The organism is Bacillus sp. sid0103 (assembly GCF_019219025.1).
This window is the reverse complement of the sequence record NZ_JAHUWN010000013.1, coordinates 120,022-137,473: the sequence shown is the minus strand read 5'-3', so window position 1 is coordinate 137,473 and position 17,452 is coordinate 120,022. Positions and strand designations below refer to the sequence as shown.

Here is a 17,452-nt window from a genome sequence, read left to right as displayed (position 1 = left end):
TTTACTGTTTCTTCATTAGATGGCCCTTTAATGCAATAAGTAACGCTTTCCTAGTCTGCATTAAAATTAGTACATATACGATACTTTTATGTATACCGTGTTCTGGAAAGGGTTTTGTCAGGGACCTTTCGGTTATTTTCAAGATGATATTGGGCTTGGATGTGTAATCCACTAACAAGCATTGAATGCTCGGAGAAAACTCGGGTTATTTTTTATTACGATTGAATAGTGAACGCTAAAAATATGCCTTTTATGGTATTGTTTAATCGCCAAAGCATTTGTAGGAGAATCTAGTGTTTATTTTTCAACCATCTAACGACCACATAAATAATAAGCAGTAACCCCCCAATCTCGATAGCATGGTCGGCCAAGTTAAGAATTCCGCCAGAGCGAATGATAAAATCTGTCACCTGCCCAAACAAAAGTCTATCGATACCATTTCCAATTGCTCCTCCGACTAGGAATCCAAAACTACAATCGATGAGAGCGCCCTTCATTTCTCCTGTTCTGCGAAAATATAAAACAACTATCACGAAAAACACAGCCAAAACTCCGAAAAGCCATGCGTAGCCTTGAAATAAACCTCCTGCCATCCCGCTATTTTCGATATGTGTGAGTTGTATTCCCCACAATGTAAATGTTTCATTGATATCAATGTAGGTCCGTATAAGATATTTAGAAAGCTGGTCCATCACAATAACGAGGATTGCAATGACATAAAATAGCATATAATAGTCCTTCTTTCTTGCAGAATAATTTGCATCCTAAACATCATTATAATTGGAAGCTTTTTTCTCTTCTATTATTGAAGCTAGCCTTTTTACGTGTAAACCTTGTGATAAGGAACCATCCCTGTAGACCTTAATTCCTAAAATGTTTGAATACAAACTGATTCCTGCCAATCATTAGAGAAGGATCAAAAAAATAATTTATATTTTCTCCACGCTGGTGCAGATAGTTATTTGTTATGTCCAATATATTGAAATGAGTAAATATGTGTTTTCGTTAGATCAATGACTTCTTGGATAAAGTTCTCTTGGGTTTCCACGAAGCCATTTTGGATCCAAGTGTGAAGGAGTCCGTAAAAGCCATAGGCTGTGTAACGTTTAAAATAATCCATATTAACGGGGATATTGTTGATTGTTTCGAAAATAAATTGTTCATTATAGATTTTTAAGATTGTTTGAGGGAACCGTGTGTGTAATCCTGGTAACGTGTCATCGTAGTTAATCAGATTAAAAAAATTCCGGTTTTTATAGATATAAGAAACGATATTTAAAGATGGTGCATTTAGCTTGGCTGAATAAACTTTTTGACCAGGTACATATGGTTTGCCTACTGAAGCTTCTAACCCTTGAAGCATGGAAACAAGTAATTCCTCAGCTAATTCAATTTTATCTGTGTAATGGATATAAAAAGTACTGCGATTATAAGAAGCATTATCGACGATGTCTTTTACAGTAACGGAATGGTACCCCTTCTCTTTTATGAGTTCAATCAATGCTTGCTTTAAATGCTCTTTTGTCCTATTTTGTCGTTGAGTTTTCGTATTTTGTTCATGATTCATGAAAAAACCTCCCTCAATATAGACAGATTTATCATAAGTGTCTAACTAGTAGACACTTAATGATATCTTAATGATTGTTATATGTGAACAAAATAGTAAAATTGAATTGTGAACAAAATAGTACAGATTAATAATCTGACTATTATTTTTCTCTTAAATGTGATAAAGGAGGAACTGGTATGGGGAAATTACAAAACAAAGTAGCTGTGATTACCGGTGGAGCATCTGGTATTGGGGCAGCAACAGCACGTTTATTCGTTTCAGAAGGAGCCAAAGTGGTTCTTGTTGATTTAAATGAGGAAAAAGGGAAAGCATTTGAGGCAGAGTTGAAAGCGCTTAATGCCGAAGCTCTTTTTATAAAAGCAAATATTACAAGTGAAGAAGAAGTCGTAAATATCTTTAAACAAACCGTTGAAACGTTCGGCAAAGTGGATGTAGTCTTCAACAATGCGGGTATTGGCCGTGTTCATCCTTCACATGAATTAGAGTATTCAGAATGGCGCAACACCGTAAATGTTGACTTAGATGGCGTTTTCTTAGTAGCACGTGAATCCATCCGAGAAATGTTAAAAACAGGCGGCGGCACGATAATTAATACGGCATCTATGTACGGTTGGGTTGGATCACCAGGTTCAGCAGCCTATAATGCGGCAAAAGGCGGCGTGATTAACTTAACTCGTTCCCTTGCACTTGAATATGCAGAACAAAATATTCGTATTAACTCATTATGCCCTGGTTTTATTGACACACCAATTATTCCGGAAGAAAGCAAGCAAGCTTTAGCTGCAGTCACCCCGATGAAACGTCTTGGTAAAGCTGAAGAAATGGCAAAAGCAGTGTTATTCATGGCTTCTGATGATTCTTCATTCATGACTGGTAATAGTTTGATTGTGGATGGCGGGTATACAGCACAATAATAAATCATGGGAACTAAGTAGGAAAGATGACATTTCAACGGTATATATCTTTAATGTGAGATATTTTAATTAAAAATAATTTCAAAAAATACACTTTAGACCTTGAAACTAAAACAAAGGGAGGAAATTTCCAATGAGTAATCGTTTTGATGGAAAAGTGGTATTAATTACAGGTGCAGGTTCTGGTTTAGGTCAAGCCTCTGCCTTACAAGTTGCAAAAGAAGGAGCGAAACTTTCACTTGTTGATTTAAACGCTGCTTTATTAGAAGAAACGAAAAGCAAAGTGTTAGAAGTTGCGCCAAACACAGAAATGCTGCTGATCACTGCGAATGTGGCAGATGAACAAGCAGTTGAAAACTATGTAAATGAAACGGTTGAGAAATTTGGGAAAATCGATGGTTTCTTCAACAACGCAGGGATCGAAGGAAAACAAAACCTAACAGAGGATTTTAGCATTGATGAATTTCAAAAAGTAGTCAGTGTCAATTTAAATGGTGTGTTTTTTGGAATGAAACACGTTTTGAAAGTTATGAGAGAACAAGGCTTTGGCTCTATTGTTAATACTGCTTCTGTTGGTGGTATTCGCGGGGTAGGAAACCAATCTGGTTATGCGGCTAGTAAGCACGGCGTGGTAGGCTTAACAAGAAACTCTGGAATTGAATATGGTCAATACGGAATCAGTATCAAAGCCATTGCACCTGGAGCAATCATGACACCAATGGTCGAAGGGTCATTAAAACAAATGGATCCAGACAACTGGGAAGAAGTAGGAAAACAATTTGTTCAGCCAAACCCAATGAAACGTTTTGGTAAACCAGAAGAAGTGGGCTATTTGGTAGCATTCCTGCTATCTGATCAAGCCAACTTCATCAACGCAGCTGTTATTCCAATTGATGGTGGACAATCTTATAAATATTAAGAAGTTTGGAGAGGGTTCTCTTTATTTGGGGCTTGAAGGAGGAAATGCCTTCTTTCTTGGTATCAGGTGCAAATAAGAATATTTTATAAACCGAAGAACCTTGTTGAATGCAGCAAGGTTCTTTTTTACAATGAAGGCATCCTTATTTTTCTTCGATTAATTGTTTTACGGCTGGAATATCCGCTGGTGCCCATTTAAGGGAATCCAAATTCTCTCTTTTAAACCATATTAATTTTGAATGCTCACTTGGGGTTGGTGTCCCTTCAACTACTCCACACTTAATCGAAATTAAATTAATAATAAATGTTTCATATTCATGGGTATTGTCGTTAAATACCTCTTTAAATGTCTCGATTGTACAACCCAACTCTTCATCAATTTCTCTCTTTATATAGGTCAGCCTTTCATCATATCAGAGGGATATCTACCAAATTTCTATTATGTTTAGTTAAGGAAGGGTTAGTGATTGAGTAAGCTGATAGAATCATGATAAACTACCTAATTTTCTTTACCATTTCTTATTAGATTTTTAATAGAGAATTTACTCTGTTCAACTAAACTTATAAAGTAATATATTTATAAGTTTTTGGGGGTTAAGAAAATGAATAAGAAAAAGTTTTTATTAGCAACGATTACTGCACTTATGGTTTCTACTGCCGCCATTCAAATGCCGGCAAAAACCGCTTCCGCTGCTGAGAACCTTTCCTGGTCAAACGGCCTTAAGGTCTACGGACCCAAAGGTTTCGACCTTCAGGCACACAGGGGGGGACTCGGGCTTACCTCTGAATCTACGATCGCGTCATTTTCTCACGCTCTCGAACTCGGTGTGAGCACACTTGAGTTGGACGTGCAGATTACTGAGGACCACCAGGCTGTTATCACACACGACCGTAAGATCTCGGGTGCGAAGTGCCAAGACACTGCACCTGCTTTCGCGGGTGACCCTGAGTATCCCTACGTCGGCAAGTATATTAAAGATCTTACCCTTGCCCAGGTGCGCACTCTGGACTGCGGTTCGCTAAAGTTATCGCAATTTCCAGAGCAAAAGCTAAGTCCTGGTGCACGTATGCCGCTTTTGACTGAAGTGTTTGACCTTGTTAAAAGGTATCACGCTAATAAGGTGTGGATGAACATTGAGACAAAGGTAGAGGCCGGAGCACCAGAAGAAACGGCTCCCCGTGAAGAGTTTGTACAGATTGTTGCACGCCAGGTTCGGGAGGCAGGAATGCTGCACCGGGTATCAATCCAAAGCTTTGACTGGGGTTCGCTCATGCGAATGCACGAGGTTGAACCACGCCTGCCACTCGTGGCGCTGACTAACGGTCCGCAATTCCTCCAGCCTGGTCAGCCAGGAGCTTCACCTTGGTTAGGTGGAATCGATATCGATGATTTTGGGGGTGACATGGTAGCGGCAGCCCATTCTTTTGGAGCGGACGCCATCTCCCCTGTACACGGTTTCCCTCAAAACGGCAAAATTACTGATGAGAACTACCAGCCATATGTGACCAAGGCAATGGTCCAGGAAGCCCGTAAGTACGGCATGAAGGTTATCCCATGGACAGTAGATGACGAGCCAACTATGAACAAGCTGATCGACGACGGTGTAGATGGAATCATCACCGACTACCCTGATCGTTTGCGTTTAGTTATGGAGCAGCACGGTTTTGAACTGCCAAAGAGCTACTCGGCTCCAAAAGAGTAAGATATATAATTATCACTTATAGCGACGGAAATTCTTCCGTCGTTTTTTATTTTTCAAAATTCAAGCAAAATGATGGCTAAATACACAGAAAACAGGCATAACATCGTTATGCCTGTTTTAATAATAAATGCTCTCCTTAATAGGGGTTTTAATCATGTTTAATAGTTTAATTATCAAATAGTATGTTTTGTTAGTTTGCCCAAGTTAAGCAAATATTTAAGGATGATTGAATTTACTAAATAATTTTCAGAAAACGTTCCAAGTATGACTTAAAAGTCGAATAAATTCGAGTTTAATTTAAGAAGGAATTATATTTCAAAACCTACATTGAAAATATTCTAGTTGTATGTATGTTATGTGAGGTTGAAAAATGGTAAAATTATCTATATTATATCAAAGGGGAAATGATATGAGAACTTTCCAAGATAAATTAGAAAAATATGCTTCACTTGCAGTTGAAATCGGAGTAAACGTTCAAAAGGGGCAAATTTTATTTATATCAGCTTCTATTGAAAGTTACGAGTTTGTTAAATTAATAAAAAAATGAGCATATGAAATCGGAGCAAGCGAAGTAATTTATGAATGGAATGATGACGCTTTAACCCGAATGAAGTATGAATCGGCATCCGATGAAGTTTTTAACGTCTTCCCAACCTACCGGGTAATGCAGCGTGAAGAGCTAGCTGAAAAGAATGCTGCATTTTTAGTGATCGATTCAAGAAACCCAGATCTATTAAATGGAATTAAACCAGAGCGAATCTCAAATTTTAATAAAGCATCAGGTACTGCACTTACTAAGTTTCGAACTTATATGTTGAATGATAAAATTGCCTGGACAATTGTCGCCTACCCTTGTCAGACTTGGGCAGATAAAGTGTTCCCGAATATTGACAAAACAGATCGAATCAATGCACTTTGGGATGCAATTTTCTCTGCAACAAGAATTGATCAAGAGGATACAATTGGTGCATGGAAAGAACATATAGCTGCTCTTGATAGGAAAGCAAATTATTTAACTAAACGTAAATACAAATCACTGCATTATCGCGCCTCAGGTACCGATTTAACCGTGGAACTGCCAGAAAAACATATATGGGTTAGTGCAGGAAATCATAATGAAAAAGGGACCTTATTCATTGCGAATATGCCTACAGAAGAAGTGTTCACGGTTCCTAATAAATACGGTGTAAATGGCAAGGTTTCTAGTACAAAACCGTTAAGTTACGCAGGAAAACTTATCGAGAACTTTACCTTAACATTTAAGAAAGGCAAAATCGTAGATTTTACCTGTGAAAACGGGTACGACACACTTAAACAATTAATTGAAACAGATGAAGGCAGTCGGTATCTTGGGGAAATAGCCCTCGTTCCGAACCAGTCGCCCATTTCAAAGTCAAACACCATTTTTTATAATACGCTTTTTGACGAAAATGCGTCCAATCACTTAGCAATTGGCGAAGGATTTCCGTTTTGTTTAAAAGAAGGAAAAACGTTGTCTAAAGAAGAACTTGCGGAAATCGGTTTGAATGAAAGCTTGACACATGTAGATTTTATGGTTGGATCGAGTGAAATGGATATTGACGGGATGCTGCCTGACGGAAGTGTCGAACCCATTTTCCGAAATGGGAACTGGGCATTTTAAAAAGTTGTCTTCAGTGACTTTTTTCCAGCTTGTTTAGAAACCAAAGGACTCCGTACTTCTAGAAGACAATAGATGCAAACGCAATACAATATTACAATTTTATACTATTTTTATCAGTAGTTTTCATACTAAGGGGGAATCTGTTTTCAGTATTCCCCCCTTTTTTGAGAGGAACAAAACAAGATGATAGTTTAACCCTGCTTAAACAATATAAGAAATGTAAGAAACATGAATGTTTGTCATTTTAAATTCATATAAGGAAATAGCTAAACTGATAGTGAACTATTTTAATATCAGGAAGTTTTCTTCTCAAATAAATAATCGCTAAGAAAAGCAATTAGTAAAAAGGGGATTGGACTAAAATGTTGGTTAATGAACTTACAGAAAATGACTACTTAGATTCAATGAAACTGTCAATGTACGCCTTTCAATATAAAGTTCCGGAATCTGAAATACCAGCTAGAAAGGAAGGAGTAAAAAACCATAAAATTTTAGGAATATGGGATAAAGACATTCTGGCTGCCAAATTGCATATTATCCCGCTAAACATTTTTATGAAAGAGTCTGAGTGGAAAATGGGTGGAATCGCAGGAGTCGCAACCTACCCAGAATATCGGAGGAACGGTTATGTAAAAACACTCATCGTTGATTCCTTAAAACACATGCGGGATTGCGATCAAATTGTATCGCTTTTACATCCATTTGATATTTCTTTTTATCGAAAATATGGGTGGGAAGTATTAAGTGAAAAGAAAAAAGTCACGATTGAAAAAATGGATCTAAAGTTCCTCGATCCGCAGCAAGGTTTAATAAGAAGATTTTCAAAAGAGACCCATAATGAAGAGATAGAAAAAGTTTACCAACAATTTTGCTCACAATATACAGGCATGCTGAAACGCGAGACAAATTGGTGGAAAACACACGTATATCATGAAGACTCGCAGATTGCTGTCTATTACCATTCCGAGAGCGAGGCTAGCGGCTATATTCTATACCGAGTGAAGGATAGGAAAATGGATGTGAAGGAGCTGGTTGCACTTAACCATGAAGCAAGAATAGGGCTATGGAATTTTATTTGCCAGCACGACTCGATGGTTGAAACAGTGACGATGAATCTTACAAGTCAGGATCCTTTTCCTTATTTTCTGCCGCAGCCCAAGGTGGAAACAGAATTATATCCTTATTTTATGGCGAGGGTCGTTGATGCAGAGGAATGTTTGCGGAGATTTCCATTCATTCATGAAAATGAGTCCCTATTCCTGCATCTTGAAGATTCACATGCACCTTGGAATAATGGGAGCTATTTACTCGGAAACGGTGAAATCAAGGTATTTAAAGAAAAAACTGGTGGTCACTGTGTTCACCCTCCTAAAAAAGGAATTCGCTTAAATATCAATTCCCTTTCTGCGATTCTATTTGGTTATAAAAGACCGATGGAGCTTTATGAAATGGATTACTTGAAAGGTTCCAAGACTGAGATTGAACTTTTTGAAAAAAAGGTCCCAGCAATGAAATCATCCTTTTTTGATTTCTTTTAAATCTATCTCCCTCATAGTAAAAAGACTAATTAAACGTTTGATTAGATCGTTGAATCGTAGAAATGTAAGGGCAAAAAAAACTAACCAAACGTTTAATTAATTTATTTTTAGTGATTAAATGCGAACTCTGATAAACAGGGTTCCTATTTTGATCATGGTTTTTTAAGGTGAGTTTTTAAATAGTTACTGTACCCAAAGTTTAAATAATCCTTCAGTGACCCCTAAGTTGTACATATATAATATCCCAAACACTATACTAATCGCGCCTGTTATTTGGGTAAGTGTTTGATTCAGCCTTAATTTTTTGGCACTAAACACGAATGGAATTCCAATAATTGTAGTAAAGAAAAGCATTCCAATAATTGTCCCTACACCGAATATAAGGATATAAACAGCCGCTTCCCAAACACTTTTAACTGTACTCATTGTTAATAGAACCATTGCTCCACTTCCAGCAAGACCATGAACTAAGCCAATCACTAAGGATCTCAAATATGAAACATTTTTATGTTTGTGTTTATGCACATGTTGTCCACTATTTGTATGAGAGTGAACATGTTTATGATTTTCCCCATCGTGTTCATGCTGATGTACGTGGATATTCTTAAATGAAAGGAGAGTTGAAGCGCCAAGATAAACTAGCATAATACCCACTAAAAACTCTAATGACATAGCCCATTCTTCCGGTATTTCACCTTTCATAAAAATAAGAATAATTCCCATAATAAATAATGTAGCTGTGTGACCTATTCCCCAGAATACTCCTGCTAAAGACGAGCGAAATAATTTTTTACTTTGGCTGGCAATAGTAGACACGGCGATCACATGGTCCGGTTCAATTGCGTGCTTGATACCAAGAACAAATCCTAGAGCTAGAATGGATAGGAAACTTATCTCCATTTTTTTCCCCCTTAAATAAAATGGTTATCTAAATAAAACCAAAATAATTCAACAAAAGAACGATTAATTCTATTAAACAATTATTAATTAATAATATCACATAAATCAATTATTTATTTGTTTATTAAACAAATAATAGAGTGTGGAATAAGTTCTTGGTATTTTTTATCAAGTTTATATAAATAATTCAAACTTGCATACTATTAGTACATGTTAAGTTATGTTAGAAAATGTGATTGTGTTGATAAAATTTCACAGGATATTCACATTTATATCTTGTTTATGATTTAAAGGTATCTTAATCTATTTATATCAAGGTATTTTGAACAAAACATGAAGGAGGTGCAAAAATGTTACCAATTGAACGTCGGGAGCAAATGTTAACATGGTTAGAGAAGGAAGGGACCCTCTCGATAACAGAGATAAGTAATCGTTTAAATGTTTCTGAAATGACTGTTTATCGAGATATAAAACCATTAATAGAGGAAAAAAAGATCATTAAAACTTCAGGTGGAATCTGTTTAGCACAAGTAACGAATGTTTCTTCAACAGCTTGTACATATTGCTTCAAGGAATCAAATAATCGGCACCCTGTTCAAATTATTACCCATGATTTAAGGGTTGAACAATTATGCTGCCCTCACTGTGGGTTATTACGATACAGGGACATTGAAAAAGATGTATCTCAAATCATTTGTCGGGATTTCCTACAAAATACGACCATTAGTGCTAAAATGGCTTACTTTTTAATGGACGCAGATTTTAATTTGAATTGCTGCCAGCCGCAAGTATTAGCTTTTGATTCATTAAAACATGCTGAGCAATTTCAAAAGGGCTTTGGTGGAATTGTCCTTCGATTCAACGAGGCCATCGAAGAAATACATAAAAGAATGAACGGTCAAATGGGCTGTGGGTGTAAAAAATGAGAGGTATTGGTGGAATGCTAATAAGAAGAAACCTGCTTCTACTAATTGCAGTGTTATTTGTGTTTCTTTTTTGTTATCCTTCTTTCCCTTCCGCTCATGCTTATATGATAAAATCGTTTCCGTCTGAAAAAGAGATACTAACTCACCCGCCTCAGAGAGTTTCGATACAGTTTGATGAAACGATAATACAAATAGAGGAGCAATAATGATGAAACGTACAGTCAAAAAGATTTCCAAACTGTTTTTACCAACGCTTTTAGGTTTGTTTTTATTTTCGAGTGTGGCAAGTGCCCATGTTACAGTAGTTCCGAAAACCTCTACAACAGGTGCATGGGAAACGTATACGGTTAAGGTTCCAGTTGAAAAGGATGTAGCAACGACGAAGGTCACGATAAAAGCACCAGCTGGTGTTGAAATTATGTCTTATCAGCCAGTTCCTGGATGGAAATATTCTGATGAAAAAGATGCGAATGGAATAGTTAAATCATTTACATTCGAAGCAACTGGAGAAGGGATATTACCAGGTCAATTTCAACAATTTACGTTTGTTGGAAAAAACCCTGATGATGCAACAAAAGCCGCTTGGGATGCTTTTCAATACTATAAAGATGGAAGTATCGTAGAATGGACAGGAGATGAAGGTGCGGATAGTCCTCATTCCATTACCGACATTGTTGCTGGAACATCACCCGATGGTCATGATGATAAAGCTAAAATGGAAGAAACTAAAAAAGAAGCAACAAAAACAGAAGTTTCTAAAACAACAGACGCTGATAAATCGGATTCGTCACTTCCACTAATCATATCGGCAGGTGCCGCTTTACTTTCATTAATCGCACTTGTACTTGCATTCCGTAAAAAGTAAATGACTAAAAATGACCTATTCAACGTATGAATAGGTTTTTTTCTTGCATAAGAAAGCGTTGTAATAAACTTTTCAACGAAAGGGTGCTCTCTTTAAAGGTCTGGAAGAAAAAAGGCAGTCTATTTCTTTATGGTTAATGGCAGCAGGTAACCTATGTTCCTTTGGTGAAAGGTCTGGTATGTCAAGGTAAATATCAACCCACGAATTTCCCATTATTCATCAATTATTCTATTTTAAAGTATGTCCATCATAGCAACCAATCTCTATGAAATCAGTTCTTTTTTTTACATCAAATTAATATAAATGACAAAGTTAACTTTTTCCAGAGGTGAATATTTTGGAGATTTTTGGTTTGTCATTTGCGGTTCTTTTGAAAATTATTTTAATCAATATTGTATTAAGTGGTGATAACGCAGTTGTTATCGCTATGGCATCACGTAATGTTCCAAAGAAACAACAAAAAAAAGCGATCTTTTGGGGAACATTTGGAGCCATTATTTTACGGTTACTATTTGCAATCGCAATTGTTTACCTATTAGACGTCCCTTTCGTAACTTTTATAGGTGGACTTCTTCTAGTCTATATAGCTATTAAACTACTCATTGGTGATGATGAGGAAAATATCAGAGAAGGTGAATCAAGTTTCATTTCCGCTGTGAAAACAATCATTATTGCGGATGCAGTAATGTCCCTTGATAATGTCCTAGCGATTGCTGGTGCCGTTGAAGGAAATTTAGTTGGTATAATGATCGGAATTATTGTTAGTATTCCTATCGTTGTTTTTGGAAGCCAGTTAATATTAAAAGCAATGGACAAGTACCCTATTATCTCCTATGCAGGTGCTGGAATCTTAGCATGGACGGCAGGTGAAATGATCGTTGGAGAACCTAAATTTGAGCCTTTTCTCTCTCGTGATTTACATTCATTGGTTCCTGTAGCAATTACAGTTTTTGTTATTGGTTTTGGATATTTAGTTTCTAAGAAAAAACTGCTATAAAAGCTTAAGAAAAAATGAAATAGAAATTATATCTTTTCTTAGATTAATATAAGAATTAAGTCATTCTATTGAAATTGAACGTATTCGTCACACTAATTTTGAGATGCTTAAACACTATTTAATGGTGAAGAATAGTCAGCGACTATCGCAGATCAGCATCGGGACCATCCCATAAAAAAATCCTTACCTTGTAGTAAGGAAAAAATATTTCTATGAGTGTTATTAAAATCTCGTATTAATCAGGCCCCCGTGTCCATTTTCAAAGAACTTTTTTGGAGACGATCTGAAAGCAGACTATACGCAAATACTTTCTTCTTGTACTGTTTAACTACATCAATGCGATCGTTGTAACTAAAAACAAATAACCGAACATCATTTTTGTCTTTTTTCGTTTCAATAACTAATGGAGTCTTACTGCTCTCTGGATGTAAATATAAGTCCTCGGTCCCTGGATATATATAATGATGCTCTAAAAATGTAGCTTCGTTAAAGTCATGAATCACTTGAAATTTGTCTTCATCTTCTAAAGGTTTTCCGTCCATTGTTACGGTACAATTCGTTTCAGTAAGTTTGGAATGAACTTCAAATTTCTTTATAAGCCATTCCACTGGACCTGTTGGAAGACAGGTCATTAATATTTTCACAATACTTATGAGAATAATCGAAATCACAGCCCATGTCATTGTCATCATCTCCGTTAAGGCATTTATTTGTTACTAATAGTTTTAATAATATCTCAACTAGAACAATTAATAACCATCCAATTCACCTAAAAATATACCATCCACTTTTAGATGTTATCTCTAGTGAAGTAACTGAGGACGTAGAGAATGGAAGTATAGACACATAATTAGAAGATTATCTCAAATAAAGAAAAAAGACTCTATACATTAATGGTAAGTAAAAATAGAATAATGTAGAATCACCTTTTTCTATCTTGTTAACCACATAAGTTTAAAAAAATGAATTCATAATCAATGACAAAAGGGCGAACCATAAAAGAGAATTTCTATGTATTATTTTTTAGCGGAATCTTTTCTAAAACACTATTTAGAGATTTTGCTTCCTCAAGAGCTCTTTTGGTACAAAGGATGCATTTATTATGAAAATGTAGGGGAGTCAATATTGTGGAATTGTTTAAAAGAAAAGGGAATTTAGTTAGTTTGCATCCTGCCCAGATCCTTGTATTAGGTTTCGGTAGTCTAATACTATTGGGGACCCTTCTTTTCATGCTGCCTATAGCTACGTACGAAAAGGGACGTGGACTTAGCTTCATTGATGCTTTATTTGAAGCAACTTCTGCAGTCTGTGTTACAGGCTTGGCAGTTGTTGACACGGGAACTACCTTTACTTTATTTGGTGAAATTGTACTTCTCTGTTTGATTCAAATTGGCGGTTGGGGATTTATGACCACAGGAATATTTATGTTTATTATCTTAGGAAAAAAAATTGGTCTAAAGGAACGCTTATTATTACAAGATTCGTTAAATGTATTTTCTCTTTCAGGTGTTGTTAACCTAGTAAAAAAGATTATCCTCATTACTTTTATTGTTGAACTAATTGGTGCTACAATCTTAGCCATTCGTTGGTCATTTGAAATGCCGTTGGAAAAAGCCATTTATTATGGGATATTCCACTCGATTTCAGCTTTTAATAATGCTGGGTTTGGTCTTGAACCTGATAATCTGAGCAAATGGGTAGGTGATCCAACTGTTAATATAATGGTTACCCTTCTTTTCATCACTGGAGGTATCGGTTTCACTGTTATTCTTGATCTATTTCATAAAAGATCCCTTCGTAAATTATCCCTTCATTCTAAAGTCGCGCTGCTTATGACACTAATACTTAACATTGTAGGACCAATAATTATTTTGATTTCAGAATATAGTAATCCGGCTACTATGGGTAATCTGCCGTTAGAAGATAAGCTTTGGGCTTCCTACTTTCAAGGGGTTGTAACAAGGACGGCTGGTTTTAATACAATTGATATTGGTTCCATGAACCTATCTTCCCTTGTTATTATGATGGCATTGATGTTTATTGGTGCTTCTCCAGGATCTACTGGAGGGGGGATTAAAGTAACCACCTTTGCTATTATTATTTTAGCCTTCTGGGCTGTGGTTACAAATCGGGATGATTTGAATATTTTTAAACGAAGAATTTCGTGGGAACTGGTAAATAAATCATTATCTATTGTTGTGGCAGGCATCTTTTTTATCTTCCTCATCTTTTTTTTATTAACGTTTACCGAAAAAGCGGATATGAGTAAACTTCTTTTTGAAACCATTTCCGCCTTTGGAACAGTTGGTTTGTCTGCAAATTTTTCACCCGAACTTTCGCCTTTTGGAAGAATATTGATTACCATTATGATGTTTATTGGAAGGCTTGGACCTTTAACCATGGCTTTTGCACTTTTGAATACTCGAAAAGAAGCAAAGGTAAGATATGCAGAAGAAAAAATATTAATCGGCTAAGGATTATTGATTGAAATAATTAGGATTTTTGGGGTGAATGATGAACGATGATTAAGCAAAGTTATGCAGTTATTGGGTTAGGTCGTTTTGGGTCGAGTATAGCGGCTAAATTATATGAAGCTGGACAAGAAGTAATGGGAATTGATTTAGACAATGAACGCGTAGATGATGGGAAATTATTGGTTACTCATGCTGTCGCACTTGATTCTACAGAAGAAGAATCACTTAAATCAGTGGGGATTCGTAATTTTGATTATGTAATTGTCGCAATCGGTAATGATATGCAAGCTAGTATCTTAACCGTCTTGCTTTTAAAAGAAATGGGAGTAAAACAGGTAATTGCAAAAGCTCTTAATAAACGCCATGGACAAGTATTAACAAAAGTTGGAGCTGATTGGGTAATCCATCCTGAAAGAGATATGGGAGAGCGTGTTGCACATCAGCTTCTCTCGCCCAACGTGTTGAATTATATAGAGTTGTCAAATGAATACAATATAGAAGAAGTGATGATTCCACCAAGTATGACAAGAAAAAGCTTACGGGAGCTTGATTTACGAGCGAAATATAATGTAACTGCCATTGCAATCTTGAGTAATGAACATTTAATCATATCTCCTTCTCCTGACCAGATAATTCAAAAAGGTGATAAGTTAGTAGTGATTGGTCATCGAGATGATCTAAACGATTTTGCAAATATAAAATAATTCATTGATTCTATTTATGGATATTAGATGAGAAACAAAAATGAACACGGGCTTAGGCTACAGTGTTCATTTTCATTTCAGATTAAAATATGAGTACCTATAGATATTTCCTATTCAACAAGCTTACCTGTTAGTTGTTCTATTATTATTGGTTCAATAATCTTAACTAAGACACGTTTGTCGATAGCTTTTGTTTGGCAGCTTTTGTCTTTAACCAAGGTTTGGAGACCCAGCGTTTCAAGGCGAAAAATCCTCGGACACACTCATCAAGTCCTTGGGCCAGCCAAACTCCTAATAGTCCTAAACCAAGTGTAATTCCGAAAAAGTAACTAAATACTACGGCAATTCCCCACATGCTGATGACACCAATGATAACAGGAAATCGGACATCACCTGCTGATTTTAAAGAACCCATTAGAACGATATTCATAGCACGGCCAGGCTCAATAAATACAATCGCCCATAATACTGGTAGAGCAATAGCAATAATGTTAGTATCGGTGGTAAACATAGTTAAGATTGGTTCGCCAATTAAGGCAACAGCAAGAGAAACAGCAGCTGAAACCATTACGGCAATTTTTAATGTCTTTAGCCCCCGCTTCAGGGCCTTGTCATATTGCTTAGCCCCGATATAACGGGCAATCAAAAGTTGTGTCCCTTGGGCAATGGCGACTGTAAACAGGAAGCAAAGCATCGATATATTTAAAATATACACCCGAGCTGCTAATGCCGCAGCTCCAGTAAGTGCTACAAAGCTGGTAATAACAACTTGTGAAAATTGGTAAGAAAGATTTTCTCCAGCAGATGGAACCCCGATGGAAAGAAGCTCCTTAACATCCGTTTTATTGATTTTGAAGATATCTTTTATATGAAACTTTAAAGCTAGCTGTTTATATACAAAGTAAAAAAGAGCTGCAATGATAAATATCCGGGCAACAAACATGGAATAGGCTACCCCAGCAACACCTGTTACAGGAAGGCCGAACCATCCTTTAATGGCAATAAAGGAACCAATAATATTGATTACATTCATGATAACAGTCACGACCATGGTTTCTTTGGTAAGTCCGTAACTGCGTAAAACAGCACTTAAAGCTAAAGAGATGGCTTCAAGGAAAAGAGATAGACCTGTGATGGTAAGGAAGGTGTAGGCAAAATCGTAAACTTCACCGCTAAGTCCGTAAAATTTTAAAAACAAGCCGCCAAAAGCAACCACAACGACGGTCATGATAACTCCAATCCAGAAGTTCACTCCAAAGGCAGATCTTGCAAGGCGACGTGCCCGATTCAATTGGTTTGCTCCTAAATTTTGACCGATAAGGATGGTCGCTCCGATGGCAGTGACGTTAAATACTAAAATAAAAATATTAATAATTTGATTGGCTACTCCAACTCCTGCAACAGCGTTGTCTGAATATCCGCTTAATATTAACGTAGCAACGATCCCCATACCCATATGAAGCGATATTTCGATAAATAGAGGCCACGTGATGCTAAACAATGATTGATCTTGGTACTTATTGTTCTCTACAGTCAATTTATTCTCCTTCTTTACGCAGAATCTTATAAAACCAATTTTAACTACATTTACTCTAAATTAATATCAAAAAGTATTTCAAAAAATTCCAGTTATAGTTATCGGGACATTCACTCCGTCCCATAAAAAACCATTTTTCCCCCTTAGAATAAACGAGTTAGTATAAGAAGATCAGTTTTTTGAACGGGTGCTTTTCTCCAACAAGGAGAAAAGACTTATTTTATTAAAAAGGAGTAGGATAAATTAAAAAAAAGCAGGAAACGGACTTTTATCAAAGAACTTATAATTTATTAAAATATTAAGGAGTGTGCTAATTTGGAAAAAATACATTTTTTAGTAAGTGAATTTTTCTTTAGTATAACCTTATGTGTGGTGGCTCTGTTTTTTGCATTAAGATCGGATGTCTTTTCGATTTCCATTGTTTTTTTAGGGTTAATTGCCGGGTCACTGATTGATATGAATTTGCGTTCTATTTATAAAAATAAACCAGTAAAAATTAGCGGGTATCTTGAGCATAAACAAAGAATAGTAGAAAAAGAAACAAGTATGTAATTTTCTTCTACTATTGGATGCTGGCGATCACAATAAGTAAAAAGTAATGAAGGCTTCATATACAAGATGTTAGGAATTACTTGTATATAAAGCCTTTTTTTTATGAAAGTTGGTGTTAAAGGTTATTGTTGATATGTTAGCAATGTTGATTGGAGCGGAAGGCGCGAGACTCCTGTGGGAGTACGGGGCTGGGGAGACCCCGCAGGCGCTAA

16 protein-coding genes and 1 pseudogene are annotated in these 17,452 nt (G+C 36.3%); 11 read left to right on the top strand and 6 right to left on the bottom strand.

Annotated features, from left to right (window positions below; genetic code table 11):
- Positions 1 to 290 precede the first annotated feature (290 nt).
- Both lspA and KW850_RS15975 read right to left on the bottom strand, forming a co-directional pair.
- Complete coding sequence (lspA, locus tag KW850_RS15980; RefSeq protein WP_218348580.1) at positions 291 to 728, bottom strand: signal peptidase II; 438 nt, start codon at positions 726 to 728, stop codon at positions 291 to 293.
- A 230-nt stretch (positions 729 to 958) separates the two neighbouring features.
- Positions 959 to 1,567, bottom strand: coding sequence for a TetR/AcrR family transcriptional regulator (locus KW850_RS15975; protein ID WP_218348579.1), 609 nt, complete (start codon positions 1,565 to 1,567; stop codon positions 959 to 961).
- Between the two features lie 179 nt (positions 1,568 to 1,746).
- Here KW850_RS15975 and KW850_RS15970 point away from each other — a divergent pair, with 179 nt between their 5' ends.
- Both KW850_RS15970 and KW850_RS15965 read left to right on the top strand, forming a co-directional pair.
- A complete protein-coding gene (locus tag KW850_RS15970) occupies positions 1,747 to 2,484 on the top strand; it encodes an SDR family NAD(P)-dependent oxidoreductase (protein ID WP_218348578.1) in 738 nt (245 codons plus the stop codon).
- 133 nt (positions 2,485 to 2,617) lie between these two features.
- Positions 2,618 to 3,403 carry an SDR family oxidoreductase gene (locus KW850_RS15965; RefSeq protein ID WP_218348577.1) on the top strand — a complete coding sequence of 262 codons (786 nt, stop codon included), beginning with the start codon at positions 2,618 to 2,620 and terminating at the stop codon, positions 3,401 to 3,403.
- 142 nt (positions 3,404 to 3,545) lie between these two features.
- Here KW850_RS15965 and KW850_RS15960 read toward each other — a convergent pair whose 3' ends face one another.
- Positions 3,546 to 3,770, bottom strand: coding sequence for an NUDIX hydrolase (locus KW850_RS15960; RefSeq protein ID WP_218348576.1), 225 nt, complete (start codon positions 3,768 to 3,770; stop codon positions 3,546 to 3,548).
- Positions 3,771 to 4,004: 234 nt separating this feature from the next.
- Here KW850_RS15960 and KW850_RS15955 point away from each other — a divergent pair, with 234 nt between their 5' ends.
- From KW850_RS15955 to KW850_RS15945, 3 genes and pseudogenes are all read left to right on the top strand, one after another.
- On the top strand, positions 4,005 to 5,105 hold the full coding sequence (locus tag KW850_RS15955) for a glycerophosphodiester phosphodiesterase (RefSeq protein ID WP_218348575.1): 1,101 nt from the start codon (positions 4,005 to 4,007) through the stop codon (positions 5,103 to 5,105).
- Positions 5,106 to 5,514: 409 nt separating this feature from the next.
- Positions 5,515 to 6,747: pseudogene (locus KW850_RS15950) on the top strand (aminopeptidase).
- Positions 6,748 to 7,109: 362 nt separating this feature from the next.
- On the top strand, positions 7,110 to 8,285 hold the full coding sequence (locus tag KW850_RS15945) for a GNAT family N-acetyltransferase (protein WP_218348574.1): 1,176 nt from the start codon (positions 7,110 to 7,112) through the stop codon (positions 8,283 to 8,285).
- A 183-nt stretch (positions 8,286 to 8,468) separates the two neighbouring features.
- Here KW850_RS15945 and KW850_RS15940 read toward each other — a convergent pair whose 3' ends face one another.
- Entirely contained in the window at positions 8,469 to 9,185 is a 717-nt protein-coding gene (locus tag KW850_RS15940) for a HoxN/HupN/NixA family nickel/cobalt transporter (RefSeq protein WP_218348573.1), read from the bottom strand.
- A gap of 350 nt (positions 9,186 to 9,535) precedes the next feature.
- Here KW850_RS15940 and KW850_RS15935 point away from each other — a divergent pair, with 350 nt between their 5' ends.
- The 3 genes from KW850_RS15935 (at position 9,536) to KW850_RS15925 (ending at position 11,973) form a co-directional block, all read left to right on the top strand.
- Positions 9,536 to 10,111, top strand: coding sequence for a DeoR family transcriptional regulator (locus KW850_RS15935; RefSeq protein ID WP_218348572.1), 576 nt, complete (start codon positions 9,536 to 9,538; stop codon positions 10,109 to 10,111).
- Positions 10,112 to 10,319: 208 nt separating this feature from the next.
- Positions 10,320 to 10,976 (top strand): YcnI family copper-binding membrane protein, encoded by a 657-nt coding sequence (locus KW850_RS15930; protein ID WP_218348612.1) that lies wholly within the window; start codon positions 10,320 to 10,322, stop codon positions 10,974 to 10,976.
- A 328-nt stretch (positions 10,977 to 11,304) separates the two neighbouring features.
- Complete coding sequence (locus KW850_RS15925; protein ID WP_308128813.1) at positions 11,305 to 11,973, top strand: TerC family protein; 669 nt, start codon at positions 11,305 to 11,307, stop codon at positions 11,971 to 11,973.
- Positions 11,974 to 12,212: 239 nt separating this feature from the next.
- On the opposite strand, the gene KW850_RS15920 is transcribed toward KW850_RS15925, so the two are convergent.
- A complete protein-coding gene (locus tag KW850_RS15920) occupies positions 12,213 to 12,656 on the bottom strand; it encodes a YfmQ family protein (RefSeq protein WP_218348570.1) in 444 nt (147 codons plus the stop codon).
- Between the two features lie 441 nt (positions 12,657 to 13,097).
- On the opposite strand from KW850_RS15920, the gene KW850_RS15915 reads away from it, so the two are divergent.
- Together KW850_RS15915 and KW850_RS15910 are read left to right on the top strand one after the other, a co-directional pair.
- Positions 13,098 to 14,447, top strand: a complete 1,350-nt coding sequence (locus KW850_RS15915) for a TrkH family potassium uptake protein (RefSeq protein ID WP_374226337.1) — start codon at positions 13,098 to 13,100, stop codon at positions 14,445 to 14,447.
- Positions 14,448 to 14,494: 47 nt separating this feature from the next.
- A complete protein-coding gene (locus KW850_RS15910) occupies positions 14,495 to 15,151 on the top strand; it encodes a potassium channel family protein (protein ID WP_218348569.1) in 657 nt (218 codons plus the stop codon).
- 166 nt (positions 15,152 to 15,317) lie between these two features.
- Here KW850_RS15910 and KW850_RS15905 read toward each other — a convergent pair whose 3' ends face one another.
- Positions 15,318 to 16,688, bottom strand: a complete 1,371-nt coding sequence (locus KW850_RS15905; protein WP_218348568.1) for an MATE family efflux transporter — start codon at positions 16,686 to 16,688, stop codon at positions 15,318 to 15,320.
- Between the two features lie 315 nt (positions 16,689 to 17,003).
- Here KW850_RS15905 and KW850_RS15900 point away from each other — a divergent pair, with 315 nt between their 5' ends.
- Complete coding sequence (locus KW850_RS15900; RefSeq protein WP_218348567.1) at positions 17,004 to 17,240, top strand: hypothetical protein; 237 nt, start codon at positions 17,004 to 17,006, stop codon at positions 17,238 to 17,240.
- Positions 17,241 to 17,452 lie beyond the last annotated feature (212 nt).